Source organism: Nodosilinea sp. E11, assembly GCF_032813545.1.
Lineage (GTDB): Bacteria > Cyanobacteriota > Cyanobacteriia > Phormidesmidales > Phormidesmidaceae > Nodosilinea.
This window is the reverse complement of the sequence record NZ_CP136520.1, coordinates 1,285,948-1,312,129: the sequence shown is the minus strand read 5'-3', so window position 1 is coordinate 1,312,129 and position 26,182 is coordinate 1,285,948. Positions and strand designations below refer to the sequence as shown.

The 26,182-nt window shown below is 58.2% G+C and carries 17 protein-coding genes; 5 read left to right on the top strand and 12 right to left on the bottom strand.

Features of this window, described 5'->3' with window-relative positions; translation table 11 throughout:
* Positions 1 to 4: 4 nt before the first annotated feature.
* A complete protein-coding gene (locus RRF56_RS08190; RefSeq protein ID WP_317037148.1) occupies positions 5 to 1,258 on the bottom strand; it encodes an MlaD family protein in 1,254 nt (417 codons plus the stop codon).
* Positions 1,259 to 1,414: 156 nt separating this feature from the next.
* A complete protein-coding gene (locus RRF56_RS08185; RefSeq protein WP_317037147.1) occupies positions 1,415 to 2,299 on the bottom strand; it encodes an ABC transporter ATP-binding protein in 885 nt (294 codons plus the stop codon).
* Between the two features lie 378 nt (positions 2,300 to 2,677).
* Here RRF56_RS08185 and RRF56_RS08180 point away from each other — a divergent pair, with 378 nt between their 5' ends.
* Positions 2,678 to 4,060, top strand: coding sequence for a YvcK family protein (locus RRF56_RS08180; RefSeq protein WP_317037146.1), 1,383 nt, complete (start codon positions 2,678 to 2,680; stop codon positions 4,058 to 4,060).
* A 95-nt stretch (positions 4,061 to 4,155) separates the two neighbouring features.
* On the opposite strand, the gene RRF56_RS08175 is transcribed toward RRF56_RS08180, so the two are convergent.
* The 3 genes from RRF56_RS08175 to RRF56_RS08165 all read right to left on the bottom strand — a co-directional run bounded on the left by RRF56_RS08175 (position 4,156) and on the right by RRF56_RS08165 (position 7,608).
* Positions 4,156 to 4,419, bottom strand: a complete 264-nt coding sequence (locus RRF56_RS08175; protein ID WP_317037145.1) for a hypothetical protein — start codon at positions 4,417 to 4,419, stop codon at positions 4,156 to 4,158.
* A 366-nt stretch (positions 4,420 to 4,785) separates the two neighbouring features.
* Positions 4,786 to 4,968 (bottom strand): hypothetical protein, encoded by a 183-nt coding sequence (locus tag RRF56_RS08170; RefSeq protein ID WP_275337038.1) that lies wholly within the window; start codon positions 4,966 to 4,968, stop codon positions 4,786 to 4,788.
* A 609-nt stretch (positions 4,969 to 5,577) separates the two neighbouring features.
* Complete coding sequence (locus RRF56_RS08165; RefSeq protein WP_317037144.1) at positions 5,578 to 7,608, bottom strand: hypothetical protein; 2,031 nt, start codon at positions 7,606 to 7,608, stop codon at positions 5,578 to 5,580.
* A 423-nt stretch (positions 7,609 to 8,031) separates the two neighbouring features.
* On the opposite strand from RRF56_RS08165, the gene RRF56_RS08160 reads away from it, so the two are divergent.
* Positions 8,032 to 8,238 (top strand): hypothetical protein, encoded by a 207-nt coding sequence (locus RRF56_RS08160; RefSeq protein WP_317037143.1) that lies wholly within the window; start codon positions 8,032 to 8,034, stop codon positions 8,236 to 8,238.
* 24 nt (positions 8,239 to 8,262) lie between these two features.
* Here the strand turns inward: RRF56_RS08160 and bioD are convergent, their stop codons facing one another.
* Both bioD and RRF56_RS08150 read right to left on the bottom strand, forming a co-directional pair.
* The gene (gene bioD / locus RRF56_RS08155) at positions 8,263 to 8,970 is read right to left on the bottom strand and encodes a dethiobiotin synthase (RefSeq protein WP_317037142.1); all 708 of its coding nucleotides are present in this window, start codon (positions 8,968 to 8,970) and stop codon (positions 8,263 to 8,265) included.
* A gap of 198 nt (positions 8,971 to 9,168) precedes the next feature.
* Complete coding sequence (locus RRF56_RS08150; RefSeq protein WP_317037141.1) at positions 9,169 to 11,070, bottom strand: serine/threonine-protein kinase; 1,902 nt, start codon at positions 11,068 to 11,070, stop codon at positions 9,169 to 9,171.
* A 295-nt stretch (positions 11,071 to 11,365) separates the two neighbouring features.
* On the opposite strand from RRF56_RS08150, the gene RRF56_RS08145 reads away from it, so the two are divergent.
* The 3 genes from RRF56_RS08145 (at position 11,366) to RRF56_RS08135 (ending at position 19,267) form a co-directional block, all read left to right on the top strand.
* Positions 11,366 to 12,997 carry a DUF697 domain-containing protein gene (locus RRF56_RS08145; RefSeq protein ID WP_317037140.1) on the top strand — a complete coding sequence of 544 codons (1,632 nt, stop codon included), beginning with the start codon at positions 11,366 to 11,368 and terminating at the stop codon, positions 12,995 to 12,997.
* Between the two features lie 86 nt (positions 12,998 to 13,083).
* The gene (locus tag RRF56_RS08140; RefSeq protein ID WP_317037139.1) at positions 13,084 to 14,466 is read left to right on the top strand and encodes a GTP-binding protein; all 1,383 of its coding nucleotides are present in this window, start codon (positions 13,084 to 13,086) and stop codon (positions 14,464 to 14,466) included.
* 184 nt (positions 14,467 to 14,650) lie between these two features.
* Positions 14,651 to 19,267 carry an EAL domain-containing protein gene (locus RRF56_RS08135; protein ID WP_317037138.1) on the top strand — a complete coding sequence of 1,539 codons (4,617 nt, stop codon included), beginning with the start codon at positions 14,651 to 14,653 and terminating at the stop codon, positions 19,265 to 19,267.
* Here RRF56_RS08135 and RRF56_RS08130 read toward each other — a convergent pair.
* The 5 genes from RRF56_RS08130 to urtB all read right to left on the bottom strand — a co-directional run bounded on the left by RRF56_RS08130 (position 19,240) and on the right by urtB (position 25,849).
* Positions 19,240 to 21,108, bottom strand: coding sequence for a diguanylate cyclase domain-containing protein (locus RRF56_RS08130; RefSeq protein WP_317037137.1), 1,869 nt, complete (start codon positions 21,106 to 21,108; stop codon positions 19,240 to 19,242). The genes RRF56_RS08135 and RRF56_RS08130 overlap by 28 nt on opposite strands.
* 255 nt (positions 21,109 to 21,363) lie before the next feature.
* Positions 21,364 to 22,116, bottom strand: coding sequence for an urea ABC transporter ATP-binding subunit UrtE (gene urtE / locus RRF56_RS08125; RefSeq protein ID WP_317037136.1), 753 nt, complete (start codon positions 22,114 to 22,116; stop codon positions 21,364 to 21,366).
* 121 nt (positions 22,117 to 22,237) lie between these two features.
* Positions 22,238 to 23,368: an urea ABC transporter ATP-binding protein UrtD gene (gene urtD, locus RRF56_RS08120; RefSeq protein ID WP_317037135.1), complete on the bottom strand. Its 1,131-nt coding sequence runs from the start codon at positions 23,366 to 23,368 to the stop codon at positions 22,238 to 22,240.
* A 119-nt stretch (positions 23,369 to 23,487) separates the two neighbouring features.
* Complete coding sequence (gene urtC, locus RRF56_RS08115; protein ID WP_317037134.1) at positions 23,488 to 24,672, bottom strand: urea ABC transporter permease subunit UrtC; 1,185 nt, start codon at positions 24,670 to 24,672, stop codon at positions 23,488 to 23,490.
* Between the two features lie 4 nt (positions 24,673 to 24,676).
* Entirely contained in the window at positions 24,677 to 25,849 is a 1,173-nt protein-coding gene (gene urtB / locus RRF56_RS08110) for an urea ABC transporter permease subunit UrtB (protein WP_317037133.1), read from the bottom strand.
* Positions 25,850 to 26,182 lie beyond the last annotated feature (333 nt).

Genomic DNA, 26,182 nt, shown 5'->3' with positions numbered 1-26,182 from the left:
TGACCTATCGGGGCTGAATAGACTGTACGTTGAGCCGGTAGGCCTGCCCCTGGTGGGTCACCACCACACTACCTGGGTTAGCCTCAGCCTGGGCGTCGGGCACGGGAGTAAAGATCACCCGATCTAGCTGTTGGCCGGCTGGTGGAGTCAGGGCCTGGGCTACCTGGCTAGCCTGCTCTAGCTGGTTTGTTAGCGAGACCAGGCCGCTGAGGCCGTTGATTAGATCGCGAATATTGCGGCGCAAGACCGGATCGCCGGTGAGCTCATCTACGTCGGCGAGCACTTTGTGGGCACTTTGAAACACGCTGCGGGCCGAGTCGAGGGTCTGCTGAAGCATGACCAGGTTTTCGGCGCTGTTAAAGGTGCCCGTAATCGATCGCAGGTCAGCAGCGGCCACCGCCGCATCGCTAGACAGGCGATCGAGGTTGGCTAGAAAGACGCTGTCTTGAATCGCTGGACTAAGGGTGGTGGTAATTAGCTCTAAGTTGACGGCACTGCGGTTGATGTTGTCGAGGGTGGTGGTAATGGTGCCTCGATTGCCAACCACCAGGCGGTTGACCTCGCTACCCGCCACCTCAAATTGGGCGGCGGCGTTGCCAATGTTGTCGGTAGCTCGGTTGGCTGAGGCCATCAGCGGGGTGAGATCGGCCTGCAACTGCCGCGACAGCAGCGTTAGCTCTGCCGAGAGTAGGCTGGCGCTTTCGGTCAGGGCCGTCGCGTTTCTGAGGGTGAGCTTTAAATCATTCACGATCTCCGGATCGGCAAAGGTGTTGGCGAGTCTTTCTGCCGACAAAATCAGTGACTCATAGCTAGCCCCAACGATGCCCTGTAGGCGATCGCCATCGCAGATAATGGCCTGACCAGGGCAGTCGGGGCCAATGGGGTCAACGGCCAGTTCTGCGTCGCTCAGCACCCGCAGGGGGGTAATGTCGATAGTCGTGTCGCCAATTAGGCCCGACTGGTTCACCTGAATCGTCGCATCGCGGGGAATTCGCAGATCATTGCCGGCAATTTCGACCGCCACATCCACCGCATTAGCGGTTGGAATAACGCGCACCACGCGACCCACGGGCACGCCCCGGTAGCGCACACTGGTGCCCTCCTGCATGCCCAGGGTGTTGGTAAACACAACCGTGGCCCGGTAGCTGCGGCTGCCGGGATTAAGCCCCCGCAGCCACAGCACTAGGCCGCCAAACAGCCCCACCGCAATTAAGATTAGCAACCCCACCGACCCTTCTCGAATTGCCCTTGCCCGCATGGTGCCCTCTCGCCCCAACCACTCAACGGTGGTCTAGTACAACGTGATCTACTTAAACCCAATTTTGTACTGAATCCGGTTCAACTACCTCGCTCAACAGTGAACTTCGTTAGTTTAGGCCAGGGTTACACCCCGATTGCGATCGCCGCCGGTACGCTATTGCACCATTTGAATGGGGCCATCTACCCGACCGCTAAAGAATTGCCGCACAAAGGGGTTGTCGGTGTCATCGACGGCGGTGACCGGCCCTTGCCACTGAATGCGGCCCTGGTGCAAAAAGATCACGCGATCGGCAGTGCGGCGAATCGTGCTGTCTTGGTGGGTCACAATCAGGTACGAGCTGCATCCGTTATTGCCTTGAATGGTCCGAATTAAATCTTCGATCACCGTCGAGGCAATGGGGTCAAGCCCTGCCGTAGGCTCATCGTACAGCAGCAGAGCTGGCCGATCTTGGGGGCTCTCAGGGTTTGACACAATGGCCCGCGCAAAGCTGACCCGTTTGCGCATGCCCCCCGACAGTTCTGCCGGGTAGCGACTGCCAGTACCCGGTAGCCCCACCATATCGAGCACGTCATCCACGATCTGGCGAATCTGGCGGGCCGGCAGATCAGAGTGCTGATAGAGCAAAAAACCTACGTTTTCGGCCACCGTCAGCGAGTCAAACAGCGCCGCCTGCTGAAACACCATGCCGATACCCACCGGGTCGGGCGAATCTTCGATTAGCCCCACACGCCGGCGCCCATCGACATAGATTTCGCCCTCATCGGGGGGCAGTAGGCCAGCAATAATTCTTAAAATCGTTGATTTCCCCGTGCCCGATGGGCCAATAATGGCCACTGCTTCGCCCCGGTAGAGGGTTAAATCAACCTGGTCGAGCACCTGATTGGTGCCAAACCGTTTAGAAATGCCCCGCAGGTCTAACAAGACCTGATCGCTATAGTCAGCCGTCCCCGCCCCTGGGCTTGGCTGGGGCGCTGTCCCGTCGACGAGAACCGTCGTGGGGGGGACGGGGGCAGTGCCATGATCGTAGGAAGCGGCCATAAACCATACCGAGATGAATCATATCCAATGATAAGTAGCCCGCTATGCCCCTGACGTAGGCCCTAACGCAGCCTTTGGGCTACTCAACGTGGGCCAGTGGCTTACCATTCATTTAACAATCAGGTGGCATATCCATGCCTTGACTCTATCAAATAGCCGCTAAAATCGAAGGCGCTGGTGCTAAATCCTACCAATGGCTATTTAAAGCGCCTGAGAAAGGTTCACGTCTTACCGTGGACGCTGGTTTAAGGTGGAGCAACCCCGAGGGAAGAGGGCCAAACCTTAGGGTATGTACCGCAAGCCAAGGGGTCAATAGCTCAGCCTTTACTGGGTGTCTATGGCCTCTCAGGTTGGTCAGATCGCTATCGACCTCCTTCCATGTTCTTAAAATTCTTGCATACAGCCTTAGCCAGACTGTTTCGTCGGGTCAAGCGGGAGACGTTAACCCTAGCCCCCCCCCGGCGGGTCAATCGGCTGGTGAGCTGGATGGCCCCGGGGCTATTGGTTAAACGGTGGCTCTTTCTCAGCATGTCTGGAGTGCTGACCGTGGGCATCGGCCTGATGATCTGGCTCAGGCTCACGCCCGTGTTTCATACGGGGCAACTGCTGGGGGCGGCCCTGCGGGCCTTTACCACCCACGTACCCAACTATGTGAGTGGCCCTCTGGGCATTTTGCTGGGGCTAGGGCTGATTTTTTGGGGCCAGAGCCGCACTGTTGGGGCTATTACCGACGTGCTGATTCCTGGCAACGAAGAAGATCTGCTCGATGCTCTGCTGACCCAGCGGCGGCTGTCGCGGGGGCCAAAAATTGTGGTGATTGGTGGCGGCACCGGGCTGTCTAACCTGCTGCGGGGGATGAAGCAGTACAGTTCTAATATCACCGCCATTGTCACCGTAGCTGACGACGGTGGCTCGTCGGGGCGGCTGCGACGAGAGATGGGAGTGTTACCACCTGGAGATATTCGCAATTGCTTGGCGGCTCTGGCCGATGAAGAAAAGCTGCTGACGGAACTGTTTCAGTATCGGTTTGAGTCGGGCAGTGGGCTGGTGGGCCACAGCTTTGGCAATTTGTTTTTGACCGCCATGAATGAGATCACAGGCGACCTGGAACAGGCGATCGCCGCCAGTTCTAAGGTGCTGGCCGTGCGAGGGCAGGTGCTACCCTCTACCTCAGTCGATGTGCAGCTCTGGGCTGAGTTGCAGGATGGTCGCCGGATTGTGGGTGAGTCGAAAATTACTGAGGCGCGGGGCCATATTGTGCACATTGGCTGCTTACCCCCCAACCCCCCCGCTCTCCCCAAGGCCGTGAAAGCAATTGAAGAGGCCGACTACATTGTGATTGGCCCTGGCAGCCTCTACACCAGCATTATTCCCAATCTGTTGGTGCCCGAATTGGTCAAGGCGATCGCAGCTCGCCCCGTGCCCCGCATCTATGTGTGCAACATTATGACCGAGCCGGGAGAAACCGATGGGTTTTCGGTGTCTGACCACATCCGGGCGATTGACTCGGCCTGCGGGTGCTACCTGTTTGATGCGGTGCTGGTGCAGAAGGTCATGCCCTCCGACCCGGTCATTACCCACTACGCCAAGGTCGGTGTTGGCCCCGTGCTGCTCGATCGCGCTGCGATTCTCGACTCGGGTCGCCGTATCATTGCTGCCAACGTGATGGATGAACAGGAAAATTTCACGGTACGCCACCACAGCGAACGCCTGGCTCGGGTGCTATTGCGGTGGTATACCCGCACCCAGCGAATGTGGTAAGCAGAGGTTCGCGGTTTAGGGTATGCGGTTCACGGCTTGACTGAAACCTGAAACCGCATACCCCTCTTACTTGCCATCTTGAACTGACGAGTCGATTAGGACGGATCAGTCTTAAAGCGGCGACCTAACCAGCCGACCACACCACTGGCGATCGCACCGGCCATTAACACCCCCAGTGCAGGCATAATCAGCGGATTCCAGAGAGAGTACCAGAGGTCAAGGCCAAGGTCGAGGTTCATGCTGCGCCCCAGCACCGCCACCAAAAACCAGCCCAAACTCAGCAGCACCAGCCCCAGATCGACGACCAGCACCCAGCTAATGAAGCTAGAGATGCGTTGTGTTATGGGTATTTGCGTCATGGGCGTTTGTTTCATAAGGACTTTGAAAGGTAAGAGTGGTATAGATCGAGACGGGACAACCCTGGCTAGGGTGTCATCCCAAATCCGACTCCTAAAACCCTGATTCATTATCGGTACCCCGTAGGGGCATTGCACTGCAATGCCCCTACAAAGCGGGTGCATCACAGGCAGGATGTTGTATCAGTTGCTCGGTGTCAGGTTTTAGGACCAGTTGGCCGACTTATGCCGCAGAATACTAGATACCGCCATCCTAAAACAAAAATAGGCTGCTCTAGAGGGAGAGCAGCCTATCAAAAAGATTAGAGCCATTAACAGATCGATACAAATTTTGCCTGAACTGAGACAGGTAGCTGGCCCGAAGTTGTCCTAAGCGTCTAGATTCTGAATCAGTAGGTTATCGGGGTCTACATAGTGGCAAACGGCATCATCAACACAGATGAGCGCCCAGCCTGAGGCCTCGATGCTGACCAGTTCATAGTCGGCATCTTGCACAAAAAATCCCTTGTGGTTACGGGTTTCGGGCTTGATTCCAACGGGGTTACTAGACATGACTTATACTCTCCAGAAAACAGCGACCAGCAATGATGAAAAAAGCTTATGGCTTACTTGAGGAAATCCTATCATTGCCTTCATGAGAATTTTATTAAGTAATCTAAGGCTTTATTGCAGGTCAGCGGTGTAACTAGATGTAACAGCGCGATCGCAGCGACCTGACACCCCGGCAACCCCTTGGTTTATCGTTTGCTAGCAGCTAAAATTCATGTTTTTTGCTGTCAAGGGAAGGTTAACTTAAGTTTTGTTAACCTTCTATGAGATCCAAAGATTGCGAGAAGAACAGTAGAAATACTCATGCCATTGTCCGGTTTTTGCTGCGATTTGAGGCTGTTCTTTCTTGATCCCCACTCAGTTGGCCTTTGCATGGGTCAAAATACAACACTTTAATAAAGCCAAATTATAGTCATCGCTAGAAGGGTTGATGCTGCATTCTATTGTCCAAGTAATGATCCTAGGCAGCCTTACAAATTGCTCTAGATCGCTGGCAAACTACTTCTAAAAGTACACCCCCCAATCAACTGCTTTAGCCCTATGGCCAAGTCAAAGCTACCACCGCTGAGGGGCCGTCCATCTCAGCGTCTCTAGGACTGGCGTTATAGCTCGTTACAGCTCGTCCCTGTTGCGCAGGGCACCCTGAAACACCCGCCTGTCGGTAGGATTTTTCCCAGAGGGCAATAGCCGCAGAGGGCCAGTGTCGCTGACGATTAGGGGTTCGTAGGCGATCGCGATCGGAACGTTGCGCTGCTCAAAGGCCGCTAACAGCTGCTGCCGGGATTGCTCTGCCGGGTCGATAAACGCGGGGTCATAGTCAAAGAACGCTTGGCTTTGGGCCTCGACCTCTATACCGCCAACTCGCATCTCTTCGTCGTAGGTGAGGGTGTAATTAATAATGTCGGGCTGTCGCTGCCCGATCTGAAGGCGGTCTTGGATCACCATGCGGTTTTTAGCCGTCAGCGTGTATTGGCTGTTGGTGCCATCGTCGTCGGCAAAGTAGAGGCGTTTGAGGTTGTCATGGGCGGTGAGGGCCACGCGCTGGCCCGCCGTTAGCTGGAGGTCGCTCAGCTCAAACCCAGAGCTTTTAGACACACGGCGATCGGTGATTGAAAACCCAGTTTCGGGCGTGGACGAGTTGAACGAGTAGGCGCTGGTCGTATCGCCCAGGTTAAGGGTCAGGCGAGGAATGGCGGCGGCTTGGCTGGCGACAAAGGTAATCTCTGGCCCGGTGGGATGGGGCACCAGGTATAGAGTCAGGCTTTGGTTGGGGGTGAGCCTTAGATCTTCGACATTGGCGGTATACCCTGGCCCAGTGAGCTGAAGGGTCGCGGGCGATCGCCGGGCAGTCGCTACCCCAGTGATGGTGACCTGAAGCGGCTGCCCCAGGCTAGCAGCAGGCAGACGATAGCTGGCGGGTACTGCGCGGTTGAGACCGCCTTTAAAGGGCACCCAGGTACCGGGCGTTTGGCCGTTGAGGGCTGGCCCAGGGAGCAGCGGCGCAATGGTGGACTCCGTGTAGGGGGCAACGGTGAGCCGCCCTTCTCCTACCAGGGTGATGTCTAGGGTCGGGTCGGGGGCGGTTTCGGCCGCTGGCTCTAGGCCACAGAAGGGACAGGTGAAGGAGCCCGTGGCGGTGATGTCACCTTCGCTAGGGGGCTGTCGCCACGATCGCTGGGTTAGATCGAGGGTTTTGCTCTGGGCATCGCCCCCAAATGCTGGGCCATTGGCCGTGGGCTGGTAGGTCCAGGTGTCGGCTTGGGTGTCAAACTCCATATGGAGATCGGTGGGGCTGGTGGGTCGGCCCGCCGGATAGTTGCTGTCGTAGACATAGACCCAGTACTTGCCATTGCCCTGGGCTTCGACCCGGTAGGGGGTGAGGGCGTGGCCGTCGGCCAGCGCGCCGTCTAACAGGCGGTAGACCCCCAGGGTAAACGGGTCGTTTGCCCCACTGATCAACACCCGCACCAGAGATAGCAAAATTTGGGTTGGAGTGAAGGTGTTGCGCACCGTCTCGGTCTGCTGAAACACCTCGTTTACCCCCTGCATGAGAAACAGGTTGGCAATCAGGGTTTGTAGCTCAAACAGGGTGCGGGCCAGGCCAAACACCGTGCGCCCCAACACCAAGTTAACCAGCCGCTGCCACCAGAGAATTCGCGGCTGGGCGGGTTTCCACAGGTCGAGCACCGCCGCCGCCATGCCTTCAGACAGCCCCTGGTCCATGCGGCCCAGTTGGGTTTGCAGCCAGTTTTGGGCCGCGGCGGTGAGCACGCAGTGGGCCGAGTTGCCGCCTACACACACCTGAGTGCCAAACAGCTGCTGAAGCTGCTCGGTGAGTACCGCTTCCCAGGCCTGGGCGTTGCGATTGTGGTCAATGGCCTGGATCAGTTCTTGGTTAGAAAACTGAAACCCATTCACCGCCGGGTCAAAGTTGGGTAGAGCCACGCTGCCGTTGGGCAGTTGCTCCAGTTGGGCCAGTAGGTCTTGACTGTGCCCGTCAATGCGGAAGGGAGCCGATCGCACCGGGCTTGCCGCTTGGGCCAGGTAGGGCGACAGTTGCATGCTTAGAAAGGTGCTCAGAGCGGCGATCGCAACGCTGCGCCAGAGTTTAGCACCGAGGGTGTTGCCGAGGGGGTGAGCCACCGTATTGTGTTACCTCCCAAAGAATTTAGCCGTTATAGCCATCGCTATACAAGGGATCGAATCCGCGTCCTTAACGTCTATGAGATCTTGGCTGAGGGCCACTGAGCTATAGCCATGATCACCTGAGTTAGGACATCCAGAACCCCTAAGAACGTTTGAACGTTCAAACGTTCTTAGGGAAGATGTCTTAGCCAGGCTGGCCACAGCTATACCGCCTCAGCCAATCAGAGTGTTGACTGTATGTAACTGATTCTTAGAATACTGATTCTTGGAATGAGGTAGCTGGTGAAGTTTTTTCTTATATCGTTAAAGCAGATTTGCAGCGTCTGACGCCATCGATGGGCTTGGCTACAATCAGCTGTCTAGCGATCGCGGCCCAGCCGGCAAATCGACCAAAATCAGGGTGCTTTCGAGGATTTAGTCATGCTCTTTCAATTTCCCCCCGTTTTACCGGTCCCTAGCCTGACCGGTCCGGTTATCACCACCGCTACCGTTAGACCCAACTGTGAACGGGGTAGCCGCGACTGCTTTCCCAAAGATTTAGTGGGGGCAGTGTCTGAGCCCCATCCTGCTTTGACGGCTGATCTGATGCAGCTGGTGCTGAGCGATTTGTTCCCCGTCACCGTCTAATTTGGCGAGCTAATTGGGCATTAGCTAGGGCACGGCCTGCGCTAGCAACGGATGCAGGGCTTCGAGGTCGAGGGCGGCGGCAGCGGCGGCTAGGGCTTCGACCGACTCTGGCGTAGCTAGGTAAGGCAGGGTGCCAAGCACCGGTATTTGAGCCAGGTTGGTGATTACATCCTGCGGGGCCCACTGGCTGATCTGCTCGTCGGTACAGGGGATAGAACAGTTGAGAATGATGCCGCGCAGGTCGAGGTGATGCTGACGGGCCAGGGCCACATTGGCGATCGCCTGGGCGATCGCCCCCAGCTTAACCGGTACCACTAACACCACGGGCAGATGCCAGGCCGCCGCCAGGTCGGCCACGGTCAACTCGTAGGTGACTGGCGACCCCAGGCCGCCCAAGCCTTCGACCAACACCCAGGGATGCTGCTGGGTGTTGGCTTCTAGGGTGCGCCAGGCCAGGGTGAGATCGACCGAGCGGCCTTCGAGGGTCGCCGCCAACGGTGGAGCCAGGGGAGCCTCAAAATATTGGGGAGTAATATCGTCTAGGGTCGCAGCGGGGAAAAAGAGGCGCTGGTACAGCTCGCGATCGCCCACCCCCGATTGAAACGGCTTCAGCACCGCTGGAGCCTGAGCCGGTTGATATCGCTGCCAGTAGGCTAGCAGCGCACTGGTTACTACAGTTTTACCTACCTCGGTGTCGGTACCCGCCACCAGCAGAGCATTTAAGGAAGCCATAGCGCGTTTGTAGGGTGATTAACGGTGATCAGGTTGACTAAATTCTGACGAATTAAACTCTGACGGATGTTCTAGTAGTCTGCCAAGCCAAAGGTGACAGGTTGAGGGGTGTCAGGTGTCAGGTTCCAGGTCTGCCATGAACCTGACACCTGACACCCCTCAACGTTTAGAGCCTGTCACCATCAGCTTGGTCAAGTCCTAGTTGGCCGATACCTGCAACACATAATTCGATGGCCGCGCCGACTTGACATCCACAATGTAGTCACCGCTAGTGGGCAACTGCCCCTGCCAGGAGAGCACCCGTGACGCATCGGGAATCATTTCCCCGCTGGGGAAGCGCACGTCTAGGGTAACGGGGCCGCTGACGCTGGGCAGATTCAGCGCCAACACTTGCCCCTCCTGGGCATTGATCAGGTAGCGACGAATTCTATCCTGATTGACTTGACCCGACACCTGGACGCTAGTCTGGCCCGGCGGAATTTGCACCCGCTGCTGCACCACGTTGGCATCGGGGTTGGGCTCAGGCCCAGGGTCAGGTGGTGGGGTGACCGGCGGTTCGACGGTCGGCTCAGGCTGGGGTTCGACGGTCGGCTCAGGCTGGGGCACGCTGCTCAGGCTGACCTCTAGCTCATAGTCGCTCTGCTCTAGCCCCTGCACCGGGCGCAACTGTAGGGTGTATTCGCCTGTGGCCGGGAGAGTGCCCTGCCAGTTCAGCACCCGCTGGGCACCCTGGGCGACTGTCTGACCCTGGGGGTTGAGCACCGTCAGCAGCACCCCTTCGCCCGCCATTCGGGCCAAGAGCACCTGGCCCTCGGTGGCGTTAAATCGGTAGTTAATCGTTTCGTTGCTGCGCAGGCTACCAGTTACAGTGCGGTCTTGACCAGGAGAAATCGCCAGATTTTGGTTGTACTCTACCGGGCTGGTCTCGGGGGTAGGGGTCGGCTCTGGAGTCGGTTCGGGGGTAGGGGTGGGCTGAGGATCTAGGGTGATTTCGGGTGTTGGAGTGGGGGTGGGGGCGGGGGTGCGGTTGAGCAAGCTCACTACCGTCCATCCGCCGAGGCCCGCCAACAACGCCAGTACGCCGCCAATTACCGCTACGGCCCAAGGGTTTTCCCAGACTGAGGCGGGCTCGGTCGGCACCGGGGGCGCATAGGCCGGAGCCGGAGCTGGTGCCGTCACCTGGGTGGGCTGGTATTGACGACCGACGGCCACGGTTCTCACCTGGGAAGGTGTTGGCGGCGGCATTGAGGTGGTGGGCAGCCCCTGCACCGTGCCTAACCCACCCAAAGCTTGGGCCATTTCGCTCACCGATTGGTAGCGATCGCCCGGTCGGTAGCTGGTGGCTCGTTGCAGCACCTGAGTCATGCCAGGGCTGAGGGTATTGGGCAAATTCCAGCTCAAGTTGACGTCGTCAAACACATCCTGGGGCTCTTTGCCCGTCAACAGCACAATCGCTGTGACCGCCAGGGCGTAGAGGTCGCTACTGGGGTAGGCCCGGCCCGACTGCATTTGCTCGCTAGGCGCATAGCCCAGCTTGCCTACCGAGGTAACCTGGCTGGGGGTGCCGGGGGGCTGAATGCGAGTGACCACCTCTTTGACCACCCCAAAGTCAATCAGCACCGGTAGATTGTCGGTGCGGCGCTGCATGACGTTGTCGGGGCTAATGTCGCGATGAATGATGCCCTTGCTGTGGATGTGGGCCAGCACCGGCAAAATTTGCTGCAAAAACTGCCGCACCTCGGCTTCTGCAAAGGCCATACCCTGGGCCATACGCTGGTTGAGCAGCTCGCGGTAGGTGACGCCGTCGATATAGTCTTGAACCAAAAACAGCCGCTGGTTCTCTTCAAAGATGGCTTGAAACTTGGGAATCTGCGGGTGCTCAATGTTGTAGAGAATGGTGGCTTCGCGCTGAAATAGCTCTAGAGCCTTGTCGGAGAACTGGTCGCCCTGCTGGGGTTCGAGTTCTTTGACGGCGCAGCGTTCGTTGAAGCGGCCCAGGTCTTCGGCCAGGTAGGTGCGACCAAAGCCGCCGTGACCCAGCTCTTGCAGCACACGGTAGCGGTTCTGAAGGGTCGTACCAGGGGTCAGAATGGGTTGCATAGCGTTCGGTTCAGAAGCTGAAACTAGGTGTGAGCTGAAGACGAGGCGGTCAGCGCGATCGCTACCCCAGTTTACAGTAGGATTACCGACCGCGCTCTGGGCGGGGATCTACGCCGCTAGCGGGTAGGAAGTCCCTACTGGAGGAATGTTTACCCCTTTGCCACAATAGAAAGAGTTCACCCCTGCCCAAGCCTCCCGACCAGTTCCCGGCGATGCTCGATCGCTAGGGTTAGCGGCTGAACCACCCAGTGATCACGTCAAATTCAGTCATTGCGCTATAGGAAGCGGTTCGGCCATGGCCCTAGAGGCAGTCAATTCTCAACAGAACGTCCCCGAATCTAAGGCCAGTTCACCCGGCTCCGCTGAAACTCTTCGGTCTACCCGACTGCGACCCCGCCTTGGTGCCCTGCTCCAGCGGCCACTGCTGGTCGGTGGCTTGGGCCTATCTGCCACCCTAGCCCTGGTGGGTAGCGCCCATTTTAACCCGCTCGATAGCTCTACGCTGCTGAGTGCTATTGCTCTAGGGTCGGGGGTGTGGTGGTGGCGGCGGGGCGATCGCCCCCCGGCTGCCCCCAAACCCATTGCCCCGCCGGTCAGCGATCGCGCCCGAGCCGAGGCAGAACTGGCTGCTCTCGCTACCCTGATCGCCAGTCTGGCCCAAGAGGCGGAGTTGACCCGCCAGGGGGTGGTCTCTGTAGGGGCGATCGAAACCTATCGCCAGCAGCACCAGGCCCTGCTGATCGAACTCGATCGCCAGACTCTGCACGTGGCGATCGCGGGTGCTCCCCGCACCGGTAAAAGTACGCTACTCGCCCTGCTGACCGCCGAAGCCGATCGGCCTCTGGCTAACCTTGCCGACCTTACCTATGACGAAGTCAGCCTAGCTCCCCGCGTCACCCCCGACTGGCTCGCCTACGATGGCCTGCTGCTGCTGACCGATGGCGATATTACCGAGAGTGCCTTTACTCTGCTGCGCGATCGCCTGCTAGCGGGCCAGGCCGCCGTGCTGATCTTCAACAAAAGCGATCACTACGATGCCGCTGACCAGCAGACAATCTTAGCCCAGCTGCACCAGCGGCTATCCACCCTGCCCGCAGCTGTGCCCGTGGTGATCACCGCCGCTGCCCCCCGCCCAATTAAGGTGCGTCGCCACCAGCCCGACGGTAGCTTTACCGAAACCCTGGAAACACCGCCGCCCATCCTGGCTAGTTTGCCAGTGGCCCTCACCGCGACCCTAGGCGACCAGCGCCCTACCCTGGTGGCGGCCACTGTGGTGCGCCGCACCGAGGTGCTGCGTCAGCAGATTCAGACCGACCTCAACCGCCTGCGCCGCGATCGCGCCCTGCCCCTGATTGAGCAACTTCAGTGGGTGGCCGGGGCCGCCGCCTTTGCCAACCCCGTACCTACCCTCGACCTGCTGGCCACCGTTGCCATCAACGCTCAGCTACTGATGGATCTGGGCAAGCTCTACGGCTTTAATCTCAACCTAGACGAAGCCAAAACCGCAGCGGGCACCCTGGCCAGCCTCACCGTCAAGCTAGGGCTGGTAGAACTCTCGACCCAGGTGCTCACCGCCGTGCTCAAAAGCCACTTTGCCACCTACGTTGCTGGGGGCCTGGTGCAGGGGCTCAGCGCCGCCTACCTAACTCGGATGGCCGGGCTCAGTTTGGTCGATTATTTTGAGCAAGCCGCCCTGGCTGGCACCCCAACGACCGACCTGTCTTGGGAGGCGATCGCCCAGCGCCTGCAAAGTACCGTGCAGCAAAACCGTCAGCTCAACCTGCTGCAAACCCTCGCCAGGCAGGGCATTGATATTCTCAAGCCCACCCCCGCCCAGCTCCCGGCGAGCACCGCCCCCGTCATCGAACCCTTGGCCACCACTGCCGAACCTGTCCCCGTTGAGGCGATCGCCCAAGACCCCTCCTAGCGCAACCCCTATCCACCCCCCCACCCATCCACCCATCCACCCATCACCCCTCCACCCCTCCACCCCTCCACCCTCCCACTCACCCCATGCCCTCACCCCTGCTTCAGCGCGCCCGCCAAACCTTGACCGAGGCCGTTTCACGCTACTCTGCTGCCCTCCAGGGTAGCCCCGACCCAGGGGCGGCCCACCATCAGGCCGCCGTCAAGAACAGTCTGGGCCAGCTTCAGACCCTGACTGCCAAGCTAGAGTCGCGCTGCTTGCGGGTGGCGGTCTTTGGCCTCGTTAGCCGGGGCAAATCGGCGGTGATCAATGCCCTAGTCGGCGAGAGCCTGCTCGAAACCGGCCCGCTCCACGGGGTCACCCGCTGGCCCCGCTCGGTCTACTGGCAGCTGCCGGTCGAGGGCGATCTGCCCTGGCAAGTAGAGCTGGTGGATACCCCCGGTCTCGATGAGGTCGGCGGCGATCTGCGGGCCGATATGGCCCAAACCGTAGCTAACCAGGCCGATTTGATTGTATTTGTGGTAGCTGGAGACATTACCCCGCTGGAGTATGAGGCCTTGCTCGAACTCCAGCGGAGCCAAAAGCCCTTACTGCTGGTCTTCAACAAAATTGACCTGTACCCCGAGGTCGATCGCCAGGCGGTGCACCGCACTCTGCAAACGCTGCGAAACGACCTAGATCAAAGCCATCCCAGCGCTCCGCTAGCCGTAGAGGACCTGGTCATGGTCGCGGCTAGCCCCGCGCCGCTTAAGGTTCGAGTTGAGTGGCCCGATGGCCGCACCAGCGAAGACTGGGAACCTCAGCCGCCTCAGATTGAGCCCTTGCGCCAGGCGCTGCTGACGATTGTGACCCAGGATGGCCCCGCCCTAGTCGCCCTCAACGCCCTGCGTAGCGCCCGCTCGATCGAAGGTGAGATGGTGGGTCATGTCACCCAGCTCCACGGCGATCGCGCCGACGAAACCATTTGGCAGTTTGCTAAGTACAAGGCCGCCGCTGTGGCCCTCAACCCCATCGCTGGGCTAGACCTGCTGGGTGGCATCGTCATCGACCTGGTGATGATTCGCACCCTGGCGCGGCTCTACGGCTTTCCCATTACCGGCCACGAGGCGGGGCGGCTGTGGCGGGCTATTCTCAAAAGCTCAGGCACGCTGGTGCTCAGTGAGGTGGGCAGTGGCCTGCTAGGGGCAGGCAAAACTACTGCCGCCCTATTCACTCTAGTTGACAGTGCCTCGGGGGTCATGGCTTTGGCTGGGGCCATCACCGCCCAGGCCAGTGCCGCAGGTTATGGCTCCTACACCGTGGGCCAAGCCGCCAAAACTTACCTAGAGCAGGGCTGTACCTGGGGGCCAGAGGGGGTCAGCGCCACCCTAGCCACCCTGCTCAGAGATACCGATACCTCGGCCACCCTGGCTCGTCTGCGCCACGAGGTTGCCGCCGATTTAGTAGAAGCTACTGCCCCGAGGGGTTAGCTCTGTAGGCTAACTCCAGTAAACGGGTAACCTAAGCCCATCATTGTTGCCCCCAGATCACTACTCGGATCTTCTAGAAGACAGCTCCTCGCAGGCAGCTGCTTGGGAGCAGCCTATCAAGCGCTGTTCGCAACCTGTGGCCGATCTGGCCAACGCTATACCTTACCGCCGAGGTATGTCGGCTATGGCCGCTCTGTTTAACTCAAATCTTTCTGTGCACAGCGATGGTGCTGCGCCGATTGCCCCAGCTCCGTCCAACATTCTGTCTAGCACTTCAGACGCCTCTAGCTCCGATAGTGGGGCCTCAGAAGATGAGACCTTAGGTGACCTGGTAGATGCAATCCCAGCGGTGTTGCCTCCCCAGGCCTCGATTCATGGGGCTGTCCAGGTGATGCAAGCGCAGGGGCTAAGTTGCGTGGTCGTTGCGGAGGGCGGCACTATTTTGGGCCTCTTTACCGAACAGGAAGTGCTCGATGCTGTCGCTACGGGCCTCGATGCAACGGCTACACCTATCAGCCTATGCCGGGTGCCTCAGGTGCCTATTTTGCGCCCTAACGACAGTATTGGCGAGGCGTTGCGGGTGATGCAGGCCGCTAACCTGCGCTATCTCCTCGTCGTAGATCAGCAGGGGCAGCTCTGCGGTCTGGTGCCCCGTCAGCGACTGCTTCAGTCGGTCATCGATCGGGGACAGCGGCTGGCCTGGGAGGCTACGGCCCCAAGCCCATCCTTTGAACCGCCCGAATCCGGCGCTGACCTACTGTCCCTAGGGGTGCAAGAGAGCCACCTGCCAGTAAGCGAGTCCGCCGGATCACCGTTCTCCGATCCCCTCTCCGATCGCGGGCTGACGGTGTTGACCCATGTTCACTACCAGTTGCTAGGCCAGGCGGGACAAAACCGGCTGCGGGTTTTAACCCGCTGTCTCAAGCTGCTGGGCCAGGCCAGTGAGGCCGTGGGGGCGGCTCTGTTTGAAATCCATCTCGACGGTAGCGGCACCACCTTAACCAGTCTGCGCGCTGCGTGGCATCGGCTGGGAACACCTGCCGTTGACCACGGCGATCTACAGCTGCTGCCCCTAGGTCGGGTGCAGCGGTGGCACGAGGTGCTGGCCCGTGGCGGCATGCTAACCGGCGCGATCGCCAGCTTTCCGGCGGCAGAGCAGACGCTGCTGCGCGCGCTGGGCGGCGAAAATGTGCTCATATTGCCCCTGCGCTGCCACGGGCAGTATTTTGGCTTTTTGGTGTTTAGTCGCCGGGGCGATGCCCCATTGTGGCCCGTGGCCACGGTCAAGCTGCTGCGGACCGCGTCGATGAGCCTATCGCTGGCCTGCGAGCAGCACACGATGCAGTCTTGTCTGCGCCAGACCCAGAGCGCCTTTGCTAGTCTGTTTCACCACAGCCCCGACCCCATGGCGGTGACCACCTTTCCCGAAGGACGGCACCTGTTGGTTAACGCTAGCTATGCCCGTTGGCTGGGGCGGGCTAGCGCCGAAATTATTGGTCGACGACCGGCAGATCTGGGTATGGTGCACGACCGGCGGCAGTTCGCCCAGCTGCGACGTCAAATTCGCGATCGCGGCATGATTCAAAACATTGAAATTGACTCGCGCCTGACCAACGGGAAAACCCGTACCCTACTGGTGTCCTCGGAGCTGACCCAGCTCAATGACCAGACCTGCTTGCTCTCGATCGGCAAAGACATCACCGATCGCAAGGTGATTCAGGCCACCCTCAGCGCCGCTGAAGCTCGGTTTCGGGCAATTTTTGAGCAGATTAATGTGGGTATGTGCCAAGCCAACCTGGCTGGACAGGTGATGGATGTCAACCCTGGAATGTGCCAAATGCTGGGCTTTAGTCGCGAGGAACTGCTCACCAAGTCGTTTCCAGAATTTACTCACCCCGACGACTTGGCCCTCGATTTGTCCCACTACAATCGGCTTCTGGCTGGAGAACTGGACTCATTCACCATTGAAAAGCGCTACTGCCATAAGCATGGTGGCTATGTGTGGATATCGCTAATGGTCTGCCTGGTGCGCAACGATGACGGGGAGCCGCTGTTTAGCATTGGGGTGTCTCAAGATATCAGCGAGCGTAAACGCGGCGAGGCCGAACGCAAGCTAGAAGAAGCAGAACGCCAGGCCGCTGAGAAGGCGCTACAAACCTCTCACCGACGCATCAACAATATTCTCGAGAGTATTACCGATGCCTTTTTTGCCCTCGATCAGCAGTGGCAGTTTACCTACCTAAACCAGCGGGCTGAGCAGTTTTTGCGGCGATCGCGCCACCAAGTGCTGGGGCAAAACCTGTGGTACGAGTTTCCCGAAGTGCTGGGGACTCAGCTGTCTAAAGAGCTGCGCCGAGCTATGACCGAGCGGGTCAGTCTCACCTTTGAAGAAGATATGGCCTCTTCCGACAGCTGGTGTGAGTTTCATGTCTACCCCAGCCAGGAAGGACTGGCCGTGTACTTTCAAGACATCACCAGCCGCAAGCGAGCCGTCGAGCAGATTGAGCATCAGATTCGGCGTGAACAGGCGCTCAATCGGGTGGTGCAGGCCATTCGTCAGTCCCTCGACCTCGACGTTATTTTTGACACCGCTGCGCGTGAAATCGCCCTGCTGCTCCAGGCTGACCACGTCGATATTCAGATGCGTCAGCCTGCCGACGGTCGCTGGCGGGTGCTAGCTGAGCATCGCGAAGATGACCAATTGCCCAGCCTGCTGCACCACACCCTGAGCGATCACACCCCTGTGGCCCTCAGCCTCAACCGACTGGAGATTGTGCAGTTTGCTCCAGGACAGGGACATCCGACCGGCTGTGCAGACGACCCACTAGAAATGCTACCGGGCGGGTGGTTACTGGTGCCGTTGCATATCACCGGACCTCTACCCTGGGGCTGTCTCGGCATTCACCGCCGGGCCACCCAGCCCGAAGTTGCGGTCGAACCCTGGAAGGCATCAGAGATTGAACTGGTGCAAACCGTCGCTGACCAACTGGCGATCGCCCTGGCCCAGGCCCAAACCTTGGCCCAAGCCCAGGCCGAATTGCGCGAGCGTCAGCGGGCTGAGGCCCGCCTCAAAGAGGCCCAGCGCATTGCCCACACCGGCAACTGGGAGCTGTCGCTGGCCCAGCAGCACCTCACCTGGTCTGAGGAAATGTTTCGCATCTACGGCCTAAATCTCCATCAGCCGCCGCCGTCGATCGAGGATCAGCTGGCGGCTCTGGAGGACGGCGATCGCCCCCGATGGCGGCAGCAGCTAGCCCTGGCCAGCTCTACCGGTCAGCCCTTAAACCTAGAAGGGGCAATTTTGCGGCCCGACGGCCAGCGCCGCTTTGTGCAGTTGCTGGGTCAAGCCCAACGCAATGCCGCTGGGGAAATCATCAGCTTGGTCGGCACTCTCACGGATATTACCGAGCGCAAACTCATTGAAGATCGTCTCGCCTACGAAGCCCTCCACGACCCCCTCACCGGATCACCCAACCGCGCCTTTTTCATGGAGCAGCTTAACGCTGCCGTGCAAACTGCTAAGACCCTAGATCAGGCGATCTTTGCGGTACTGTTTATCGATCTCGATCGATTCAAGGTGATTAACGACAGTCTGGGCCATCTAGTCGGCGATCAGCTGCTGATCGACTGTGCCCAGCGCCTCAGCTCGGTGGTGCGAGAGGGCGATCTGGTGGCCCGTCTCGGCGGCGACGAATTTGCTATTTTGCTCAACCCCATCGCCATCATTGACGATGCCCTAGCTGTAGCCCAACGGATTCATCAGGTGTTGCAGCCTCCCCTGGTGCTGGAGGGGCGCGAAATTTTTATCAGCGCTAGCGTGGGTATTGCCTCCAATCTCACCGGGGCGGTAGAAGCCGTCGACTTTTTGCGCGATGCCGATACGGCCATGTACCGGGCCAAGGAAAATGGCCGGGGTCGATCGGCCCTGTTTGACCCCGCCATGCATGAGCAGGTGGCTACCCGTCTCACCCTCGAAAATGACCTCCAGCGGGCGATCGCCCGCCAAGAACTGGCTCTCCATTACCAGCCCATTGTCGATTTGACCCATCACCAGCTGATCGGCTTTGAGGCGTTAGTGCGCTGGCATCATCCCCGCTGGGGGCCAATTCCCCCCGGCACCTTTGTTCCCCTGGCCGAAGAAACTGGGCTAATTTTAGCCATTGGCGAATGGACCCAACTGGCTGCCTGCCAACAGCTCCAGCGGTGGCGTCAGCACCTGCCCGCTGCCCAAGATTTGATCATGAGCGTCAACCTGTCAGTGAAACAATTTGCCCATCCTCGCCTGATTGCCACCATTGACGAGACCCTGGCCACCACCGGCCTCAGCAGCCAGTATCTACGGCTTGAAATTACCGAAAGCGCCCTGATTGAGAATGCTCAAACTGCCGAGTCGATTCTGCAAGCCCTGCGCGATCGCGGCATTCAGCTGGGCATTGACGATTTTGGTACGGGCTACTCCTCCTTGAGCATGGTGCACCAGTTTCCCATGCAGATTCTCAAGATCGATCGGTCCTTTATTCAGTCGATGGAGAGCGATCCTCGTGGCGTGGCTATGGTTCAGGCTATTTTGGCCCTGGCTCAGAGTCTGGGCATGGCCGCGATCGCCGAGGGCGTCGAAACCGAGAGCCAACTCCACCAGCTGCGCCAACTGGGCTGTCCCTACGCCCAGGGTTACTGTTTTTCTAAACCGTTACCCGCCCCCGAGGCCGAGTACCTGCTGGTGCATTGGCCGATCGGCCCTAGTAGCGCTCAGTCCCCAAGCGCTCAGCCCAGCTACTCAGGGGAAAGCTGCCTTAACTGAGGGGCAATGCAGTAGCCGTTGCGCCCTTTCTCTTTGGCGAGATAGAGTGCCTGGTCAGCGGCGGCCACCAGATCGCGAGTTTGATAGATAGCGCTTGGGATTGCCGTGGCGATGCCGATGCTGATGGTTATTTGCTCTAGAGGAGAGTTCTTGTGGGGAATAGACAACGCTCTGACCGCTGCGCAGATCGACTGGGCCAGGTGAATCGCTCCCATCAGGTCAGTGTGGGGTAAGACAATGGCAAATTCTTCTCCACCGTAACGAGCTACCAGATCGGCTGGACGGTGAATCGCCTGCTGAAATACCTGTGCCAGCTGTTGCAGACAGCGATCGCCCGCCTGGTGGCCGTAGGTGTCGTTGAAGGATTTGAAGTAGTCGGCATCACACATTAACAGGCTCAGGGGCTGCTGTTCGCGGGCTAGGCGCTGCCACTCTTGGGCTAAAAAGCTATCAAAATAGCGACGATTGGCGGCTTGGGTCAGTCCATCGACGTGGGCCAGACGCTGGAGTTCCTGGTTGAGCTGCACGAGTTCTTGGTTCCGGAGTTCGACCCGTTGCTCTAGGGTGGTGAACACTTCCTTAAGCTGCTGGGCCATAGCAGCTAAGGACCGGGACAGGTCACCGATCGCATCCGACCGCCCAATTTCGATTGGTTCATCCCATTGGCCTAGGGCCAGGTGACGAGCGCGATCGCTAAGTTTCCGTAGGGGTCGTGTCATCCACTGGGCTAGCACCAATCCGCTAAGGCCCGTTAGCACCAGGGCCAATAGATACAGCACTAGCGTAGTTTTATTGTTGTCATTAATTTGCCCCATAAAATCGTTTTCAGGGATGACCAAAACTAAAATCCAGTCGAGGCCAAAATCATCAATAAAAGACTCGGTTTGAAGAGAATAGCGCTCTTGATTAATCCAAACACGGTGCTGTTGCTTTTCCCCATGCTCCCAATCAAGGCCCGTCCCCATTAGGTACTGCACCGTACCGCGAATCACGGTATCTTTACTGTCGGCGGCCTGGATCAGCATGAGGGTTTCGTCTTGCTCGGCGATAATGGGCTCTGGGCTAGAACTGGCCACTAACAATCCCGATCGCTCCACAATAAAGGCCAGGCCGGTGGGGCTGATATGTAGGCTGCGCAAAAAAGCGTTTAGATCCTCTGACAAAATTACATCGGTGGCGCAGACCCCCAACAAATTGCCGCTGGTTGGCTCATAGACCGGCGCAGCGGCAGTAATGGTGGGCAGCATGGTCTCAAAGTCAGCATAGATCGGGCTCCAGGTGGGCTGACCCGCTGCTTTGGCTGCCTGATACCAGGGGCGTAGTCGGGGGTCGTAGGGCTGATCGCCAATGCGTTGCAACGGCCCTCGCGCACCGTTGGCCTCGGTCTCGTAATAGTGAAAGTAGCGATTTACCGAGGCATTAGCCAGTTGAATTTGCAGGGTATCACCAACCCCTCCCTCTGAACGACCTACTCCCAAAAAAGCGCCGTCAGCCTCAGTGGCACAATAGATCAAATTAATCGAAGAGAAAATTATGGCCTGTCGCCACAGCTGCTTTTCCCCTTGCCCGGTGAGCAAGTTGATGTCGCCTTCTAGTAAAGAGCCGCCGTTGAGCTGATTAACCAGGTTGGGCTGAGCCAGGGTATCTTCGAGCTGTTCAAGAATGCGCGCCGTCAGCTCATTTTTGACCTGGGCGACCAAGTTGTAGACCACTATCTGACTATTTTTGTAAGAGAAGTAGGCTACCGCCCCCACCGCCACCGCCACCTGAAGGGCAAAGGGAATCGTAATGGCTGTCTGCAACGGCAGCTTACCCAGCAGTTGTTTGAGTCTTGCGATCATCTGTGCCCAAGGACGATCCTTTCAAGGAGAGGTGCGAAGCAATAAAGACCAAACCTGACGGCTAAACTTTGCTCTCAACGCTAGTCTTAGTTATCCCCTAAGGTCGGTGAAAATCCCCCGCTCAGCCCTGAAGTCAAACTAGCAGTCGGCCCGCCGAGTACTGATTTGCCCACCCCTATCGAGCTGAATGGGCCATAAAACTACCAGGCCACAGAGATTTGACCAACTGCCCGCGATGACTCCTCGCGATGACCTCTACACCGCCAAAAATTCTTGAATAATGTCGTTAGTGAGTTCGCTGGTGGGGCCGTGGGCAACAATGCCGCCCCGCTGCATCGCGTAGTAATAGTCTGCCTGACGGACAAAGTGCAGGTGTTGCTCGACCAGCAGCACTGAAATGCCGGTGGTGCGAACGATCTTTTTCACCGCCGCCTCAATGTCGAGAATGATCGAGGGCTGAATGCCTTCGGTGGGTTCGTCGAGTACTAGCAGCTTGGGCTGGCCCATGATTGCGCGGGCGATCGCTAACTGCTGCTGCTGACCACCACTGAGGTCGCCCCCCATGCGATCGAGCATGGTCTTGAGCACCGGAAACAGCTCGTAGATTTCCTCGGGCACTGCTTTGCCCGCTTTGCCCCGGTTTCCCAGAGCCTCCTGACCAATGAGTAAATTTTCGCGCACCGTCAGGCGGGGAATCACTTCGCGCCCCTGGGGCACATAGCCAATGCCCAAGCGCGCCCGGCGATCGGGGGTGAGGCTGTTGACCACCTGCCCCTCAAAGCGAATTTCGCCGGTGCGAGGCCGCAACACCCCCATAATATTTTTCAGCATCGTGGTTTTGCCCACGCCATTGCGGCCAATCAGACAGACCATCTGCCCCTTAGGAATGGTCATGGCCACATCGCGCAAAATATGGCTTTCACCGTAGTAAAAGTTTAGCCCCGAGACCTGAAGCATTGGGGCGGTCATAGGGTCTTGGCGAGTGACGGTGGGGAGGGTGGTGGTCATGTTGGGTGGATGAGTGAAGGGGTGGATGGGTAAAGGGGTGGATGAGTGAAGGGGTGGATGGGTAAAGGGGTGGATGGGTGACAGAATGGCTACTCATCCACTCATCTACCCATCTACTCATCTACCCTCTTGCCGCTAGCTCTTCAAGGGCGGCGGCTTCCAGACGGCTGACGGTTTCGGGCGGTAGACCCAGCAGGTTTAGAAGCTTTTGGTAGACTGCCGCTTCAGTTTGGTTGATCTGGTTGGAGCTGATCACTTCGTAGCTGAGCATCAGCGCTTCTTCGCGCTGGGCCGGGGTTGCGAGTTGGGGCACCAAATCTTCTAGGGGAATTTCGGTGGCCAATAGATCTTTGAGATCGTCGCGCAGCCCGGCCTGCTCTTCGGGGGCGTGGGCAAACTTGCGGCTGAGGCGGTCTAAAATGACCTCTTGCTGTACGTCAGCAAAGTTGTCGTCGGCCCAGGCCATCGTGGCGGCAATGCGCAGCAGCAGCATCTGTTCGGGGGTAAGGGTGGTTTCTTTGCCCAGGTAGACCTCAATCACTTTGGGGTCGTTCTGCACCTGATCCATGGTGCCTTCACACAGCACGCTGCCCTGGTGCAGCACGGTAACCTGGCGGGCAATCTGGCGCACAAACTCCATGTCGTGCTCGATCACCACAATGGAGTGGCTTTCGGCCAGTGACATCAGCAGCTTGCCAGTTTGCTCGGTCTCTTCGTCAGTCAGGCCCGCTACCGGCTCATCCACTAGCAGCAGGTCGGGCGACTGGGCCACCAGCATGCCGATCTCCAGCCACTGCTTTTCGCCGTGGGAAAGCAGGGCGGCGGGAATGTCGGCCTTATGGTCGAGGCCAATGGTTTCGAGCAGACCACCGACAGTGCGTTTTTCGGCGCTGGGGGCTTTTTTGAACAGGGTTGAGAAGACGTTTTTCTCGCGGTTGCAGGAGAGGTCGAGGTTTTCGCGGGGGGTGAGGTTGAGGTAGACGCGGGGGGTTTGAAACTTGCGGCCAATGCCTAGGCGCGAGATCTCGTGCTCTTTGTATTTGCGCAGGTCTTGACCTTTGAAATAAGCTGCGCCCTCGGTGGGTTTAGTCTTGCCACTGATCACGTCTAAGAAGGTGGTTTTGCCTGCGCCGTTGGGGCCAATGATCACCCGCAGTTCACCTTCATCCATGCTGAAGTTGAGGTTGTTGATGGCCTTAAAGCCATCAAAGCTGACGGTGACGTCTTTGATCTCTAAAACTTTGGTGCTCATGGCAGGGGTGATAGGTGAAGGAGTAGGGTGGGCACTGCCCACCATGGGACGTTGGGGCTATTCGGGGTTTGCGCTGGGTTGTATTGATGGGCGGGGGTGGAGAGTGGGCATTGCCCACCCTACTTTTCAGCGAATTCTGGGGTTTCTGAGAGGGGGGCGGGTTCGGTCTCGGCGCTGTCGTCGAGGTAGGGTAAATCTTTGGGGGCCAAACCTAGGGCTGAGCTGACGGTATGGCCAAACTGGCGGCGGCCCCAGCCAATAATGCCGTCAGGCAATGCTGTCACCACAATTAAAAACAGCGCCCCTTGGAAGAACAGCCATACATCGGGGAAGCGTTCGCTGAGCAAGCTGCGGGCCATATTCACCAACACCGCGCCCAGCACCGCGCCCACCAGGGTGGCCCGCCCGCCCACGGCAACCCAGATCACCATCTCAATCGAGAAGGCAATGTCCATCGCCTGGGGTGAGATAATGCCTGACTGCACGGTGAAGAGGGCACCGGCAATGCCTGCGATCGCGCCTGAGACTGCAAACACTAGCACCTTGAAAGCCGTAGGGTCGTAGCCTGAAAACCGCACCCGGTTTTCGTCGTCGCGAATGGCGACCAGCATGCGGCCAAAGCGCCCGCTGGTGAGCCAGCGACAGAGGGCGTACATGGCGATCAGGGCGATCACCGTGGCGATGTAGAAAAACATCCGCATTTCGCCTGAGCCCACCCGCTGCCCCAAAAAGGTGGCAGTGGAAGTGGTGAGACCGTTGGTGCCATTAATCAGCTTTTGCTGACCGTTGAAAAAGTTGAAAAAGACAACCAGAGCGGCCTGGGTCAAAATCGAAAAATAGACCCCGCGAATGCGGTTACGGAAGACTAGGTAACCTAAGAGACCTGCCGCGATCGCCGGCACCAGAAAAATGGCTAGCAGGGTAAATGGAAACGAGTTAAACGGCTGCCAGAACCAGGGCAGCTCGGTCACACCGTAGAGGCCAAAGAAGTCGGGAATGCTGCCCTCGGGCAGACTGCTGAGCTGGAGGTACATGGCAAAGGCATATCCTCCAAGGGCAAAGAAAATGCCGTGGCCCAAGCTCAGTAGACCGGTAAAACCCCAAATTAAATCAATCCCCAACGCCACAATGGCCAAGGCCAAAAACCGCCCCAGCAAATTTAGGCGAAAAGGGGTCAAAAACAGCGGTAAGACCAGGATGAGAATCAGCGCGATCGCCGCGATCGCGATCGCCTCAATCACAAACTTGCGTTTTTGGCTGGCCTTAGCGACGCGGCGCGGTTGCATAGTTGCCTCAGTAGTCATAACTCTAGAGCTCCACCGAACGGCCCTTCGGCGGGAACAGCCCAGCGGGCCGCACCTGCAAGAAGGCAATAATCAACGCAAATACCATCACCTTGGCCATGCTGGTGGTGGCAAAAAAGGTAAAGAAATCGATCGCTGGCTGAAAGAACGCCGTCGGCGGAAACATCAGCGCCAGGGTGCCAGAGCCCACCAGGTAGGTGACAATCCCGATGACTAGCGCCGCCACAATACTGCCTACCAGCTTGCCGACCCCGCCCACGACCACCACCATAAAGGCATCGACAATGTAGTTGCCCCCCAAATTAGGACCAACCGAGCCCAGCAGCGTTACCGCACAACCCGCTATCCCAGCCAGCCCCGACCCCAGGGCAAAAGTAATGGCATCGACCTGCCCGGTGGGAATGCCCAAACAGGCGCTCATGCCCCGGTTTTGGGTGACTGAGCGAATGCGCAACCCCCAGGCCGTACCGTTGAGAAACCAGTACACCGCCACCAGGCAGAGCACGGTGAGCACAATAATAAACAGCCGCGCCGAGGGAAATTGCAGCGAATTTCCCAGGGTCACACCGCCCCGCAGCCAGCTCGGCGGCGTCACATCGACGTTGCGGGTGCTAAACCAGGGGCGGCTAAAGGCGGCGCTGGTGGAATTGCCGATCAGTACCCAGGCTACTACCGAAATTGCTGCTGACAGCGTCAAGAACAATGGGTTCGCCCACTGACTGATGCGATCCCAGTCGGTATAGCGAGTGAGGACTAAACGACCGATAAAAAACAGCGCTGCAAAGATAACCAGGCCAATTACCATGGGCAAACTGACGCTGCGGATGAACTGAATCAAAATTAGGCTCACCCCCCAGGTGGCTAGCAGCGTTTCTAGGGGCCGCCCGTAGAGGTAGCGAATGACCGTTCGCTCTAGCAATAAACCCAGCAAAGCCGCCACCAAAAAAGCCAGGGGCAGGGCCGCAAAAATGTAGAGATCAAGCGCTACACCTCCCATGCCTTTGGCCGCGTTTTGCACCACAAAGGTGGTGTAGGCCCCAAACATCATCAATTCGCCATGGGCCAAGTTAATGACCCCCATCAGGCCAAATACAATGGCCAAACCCAAAGCCACAATTAACAGCACTGCGCCAATGCTAATGCCGTTAAATAGGCCACCAATTAAGCCTTCTAACACAGCTCTTACCGCTTTAATAACAACTTGCCCAGGCAGGATAGGTTGATTCTGCCAACAAAACAGGGGTCCAACTTCTCTGGGATATTAAAAGTAATCCAGTGTCAAAAAAGTCCACCCTTGACAAAGTTTTAGTATTTTAAGTGGTCTACTAAAACACCCTATAAAGCACAGTTACTCTAACTTGGTTAGCCGATCGCTACGGGCAATATAGAGTACTTGTGTCACAGTGGCGATCGCCACTTCTGAGCCGCTAACAACGTTAAGTTGCCGCTGCCGAACTCGCTAAACGTGCTACCGAAAGATAGTGATAGAGTCAGAAACTTTCTCACTGGT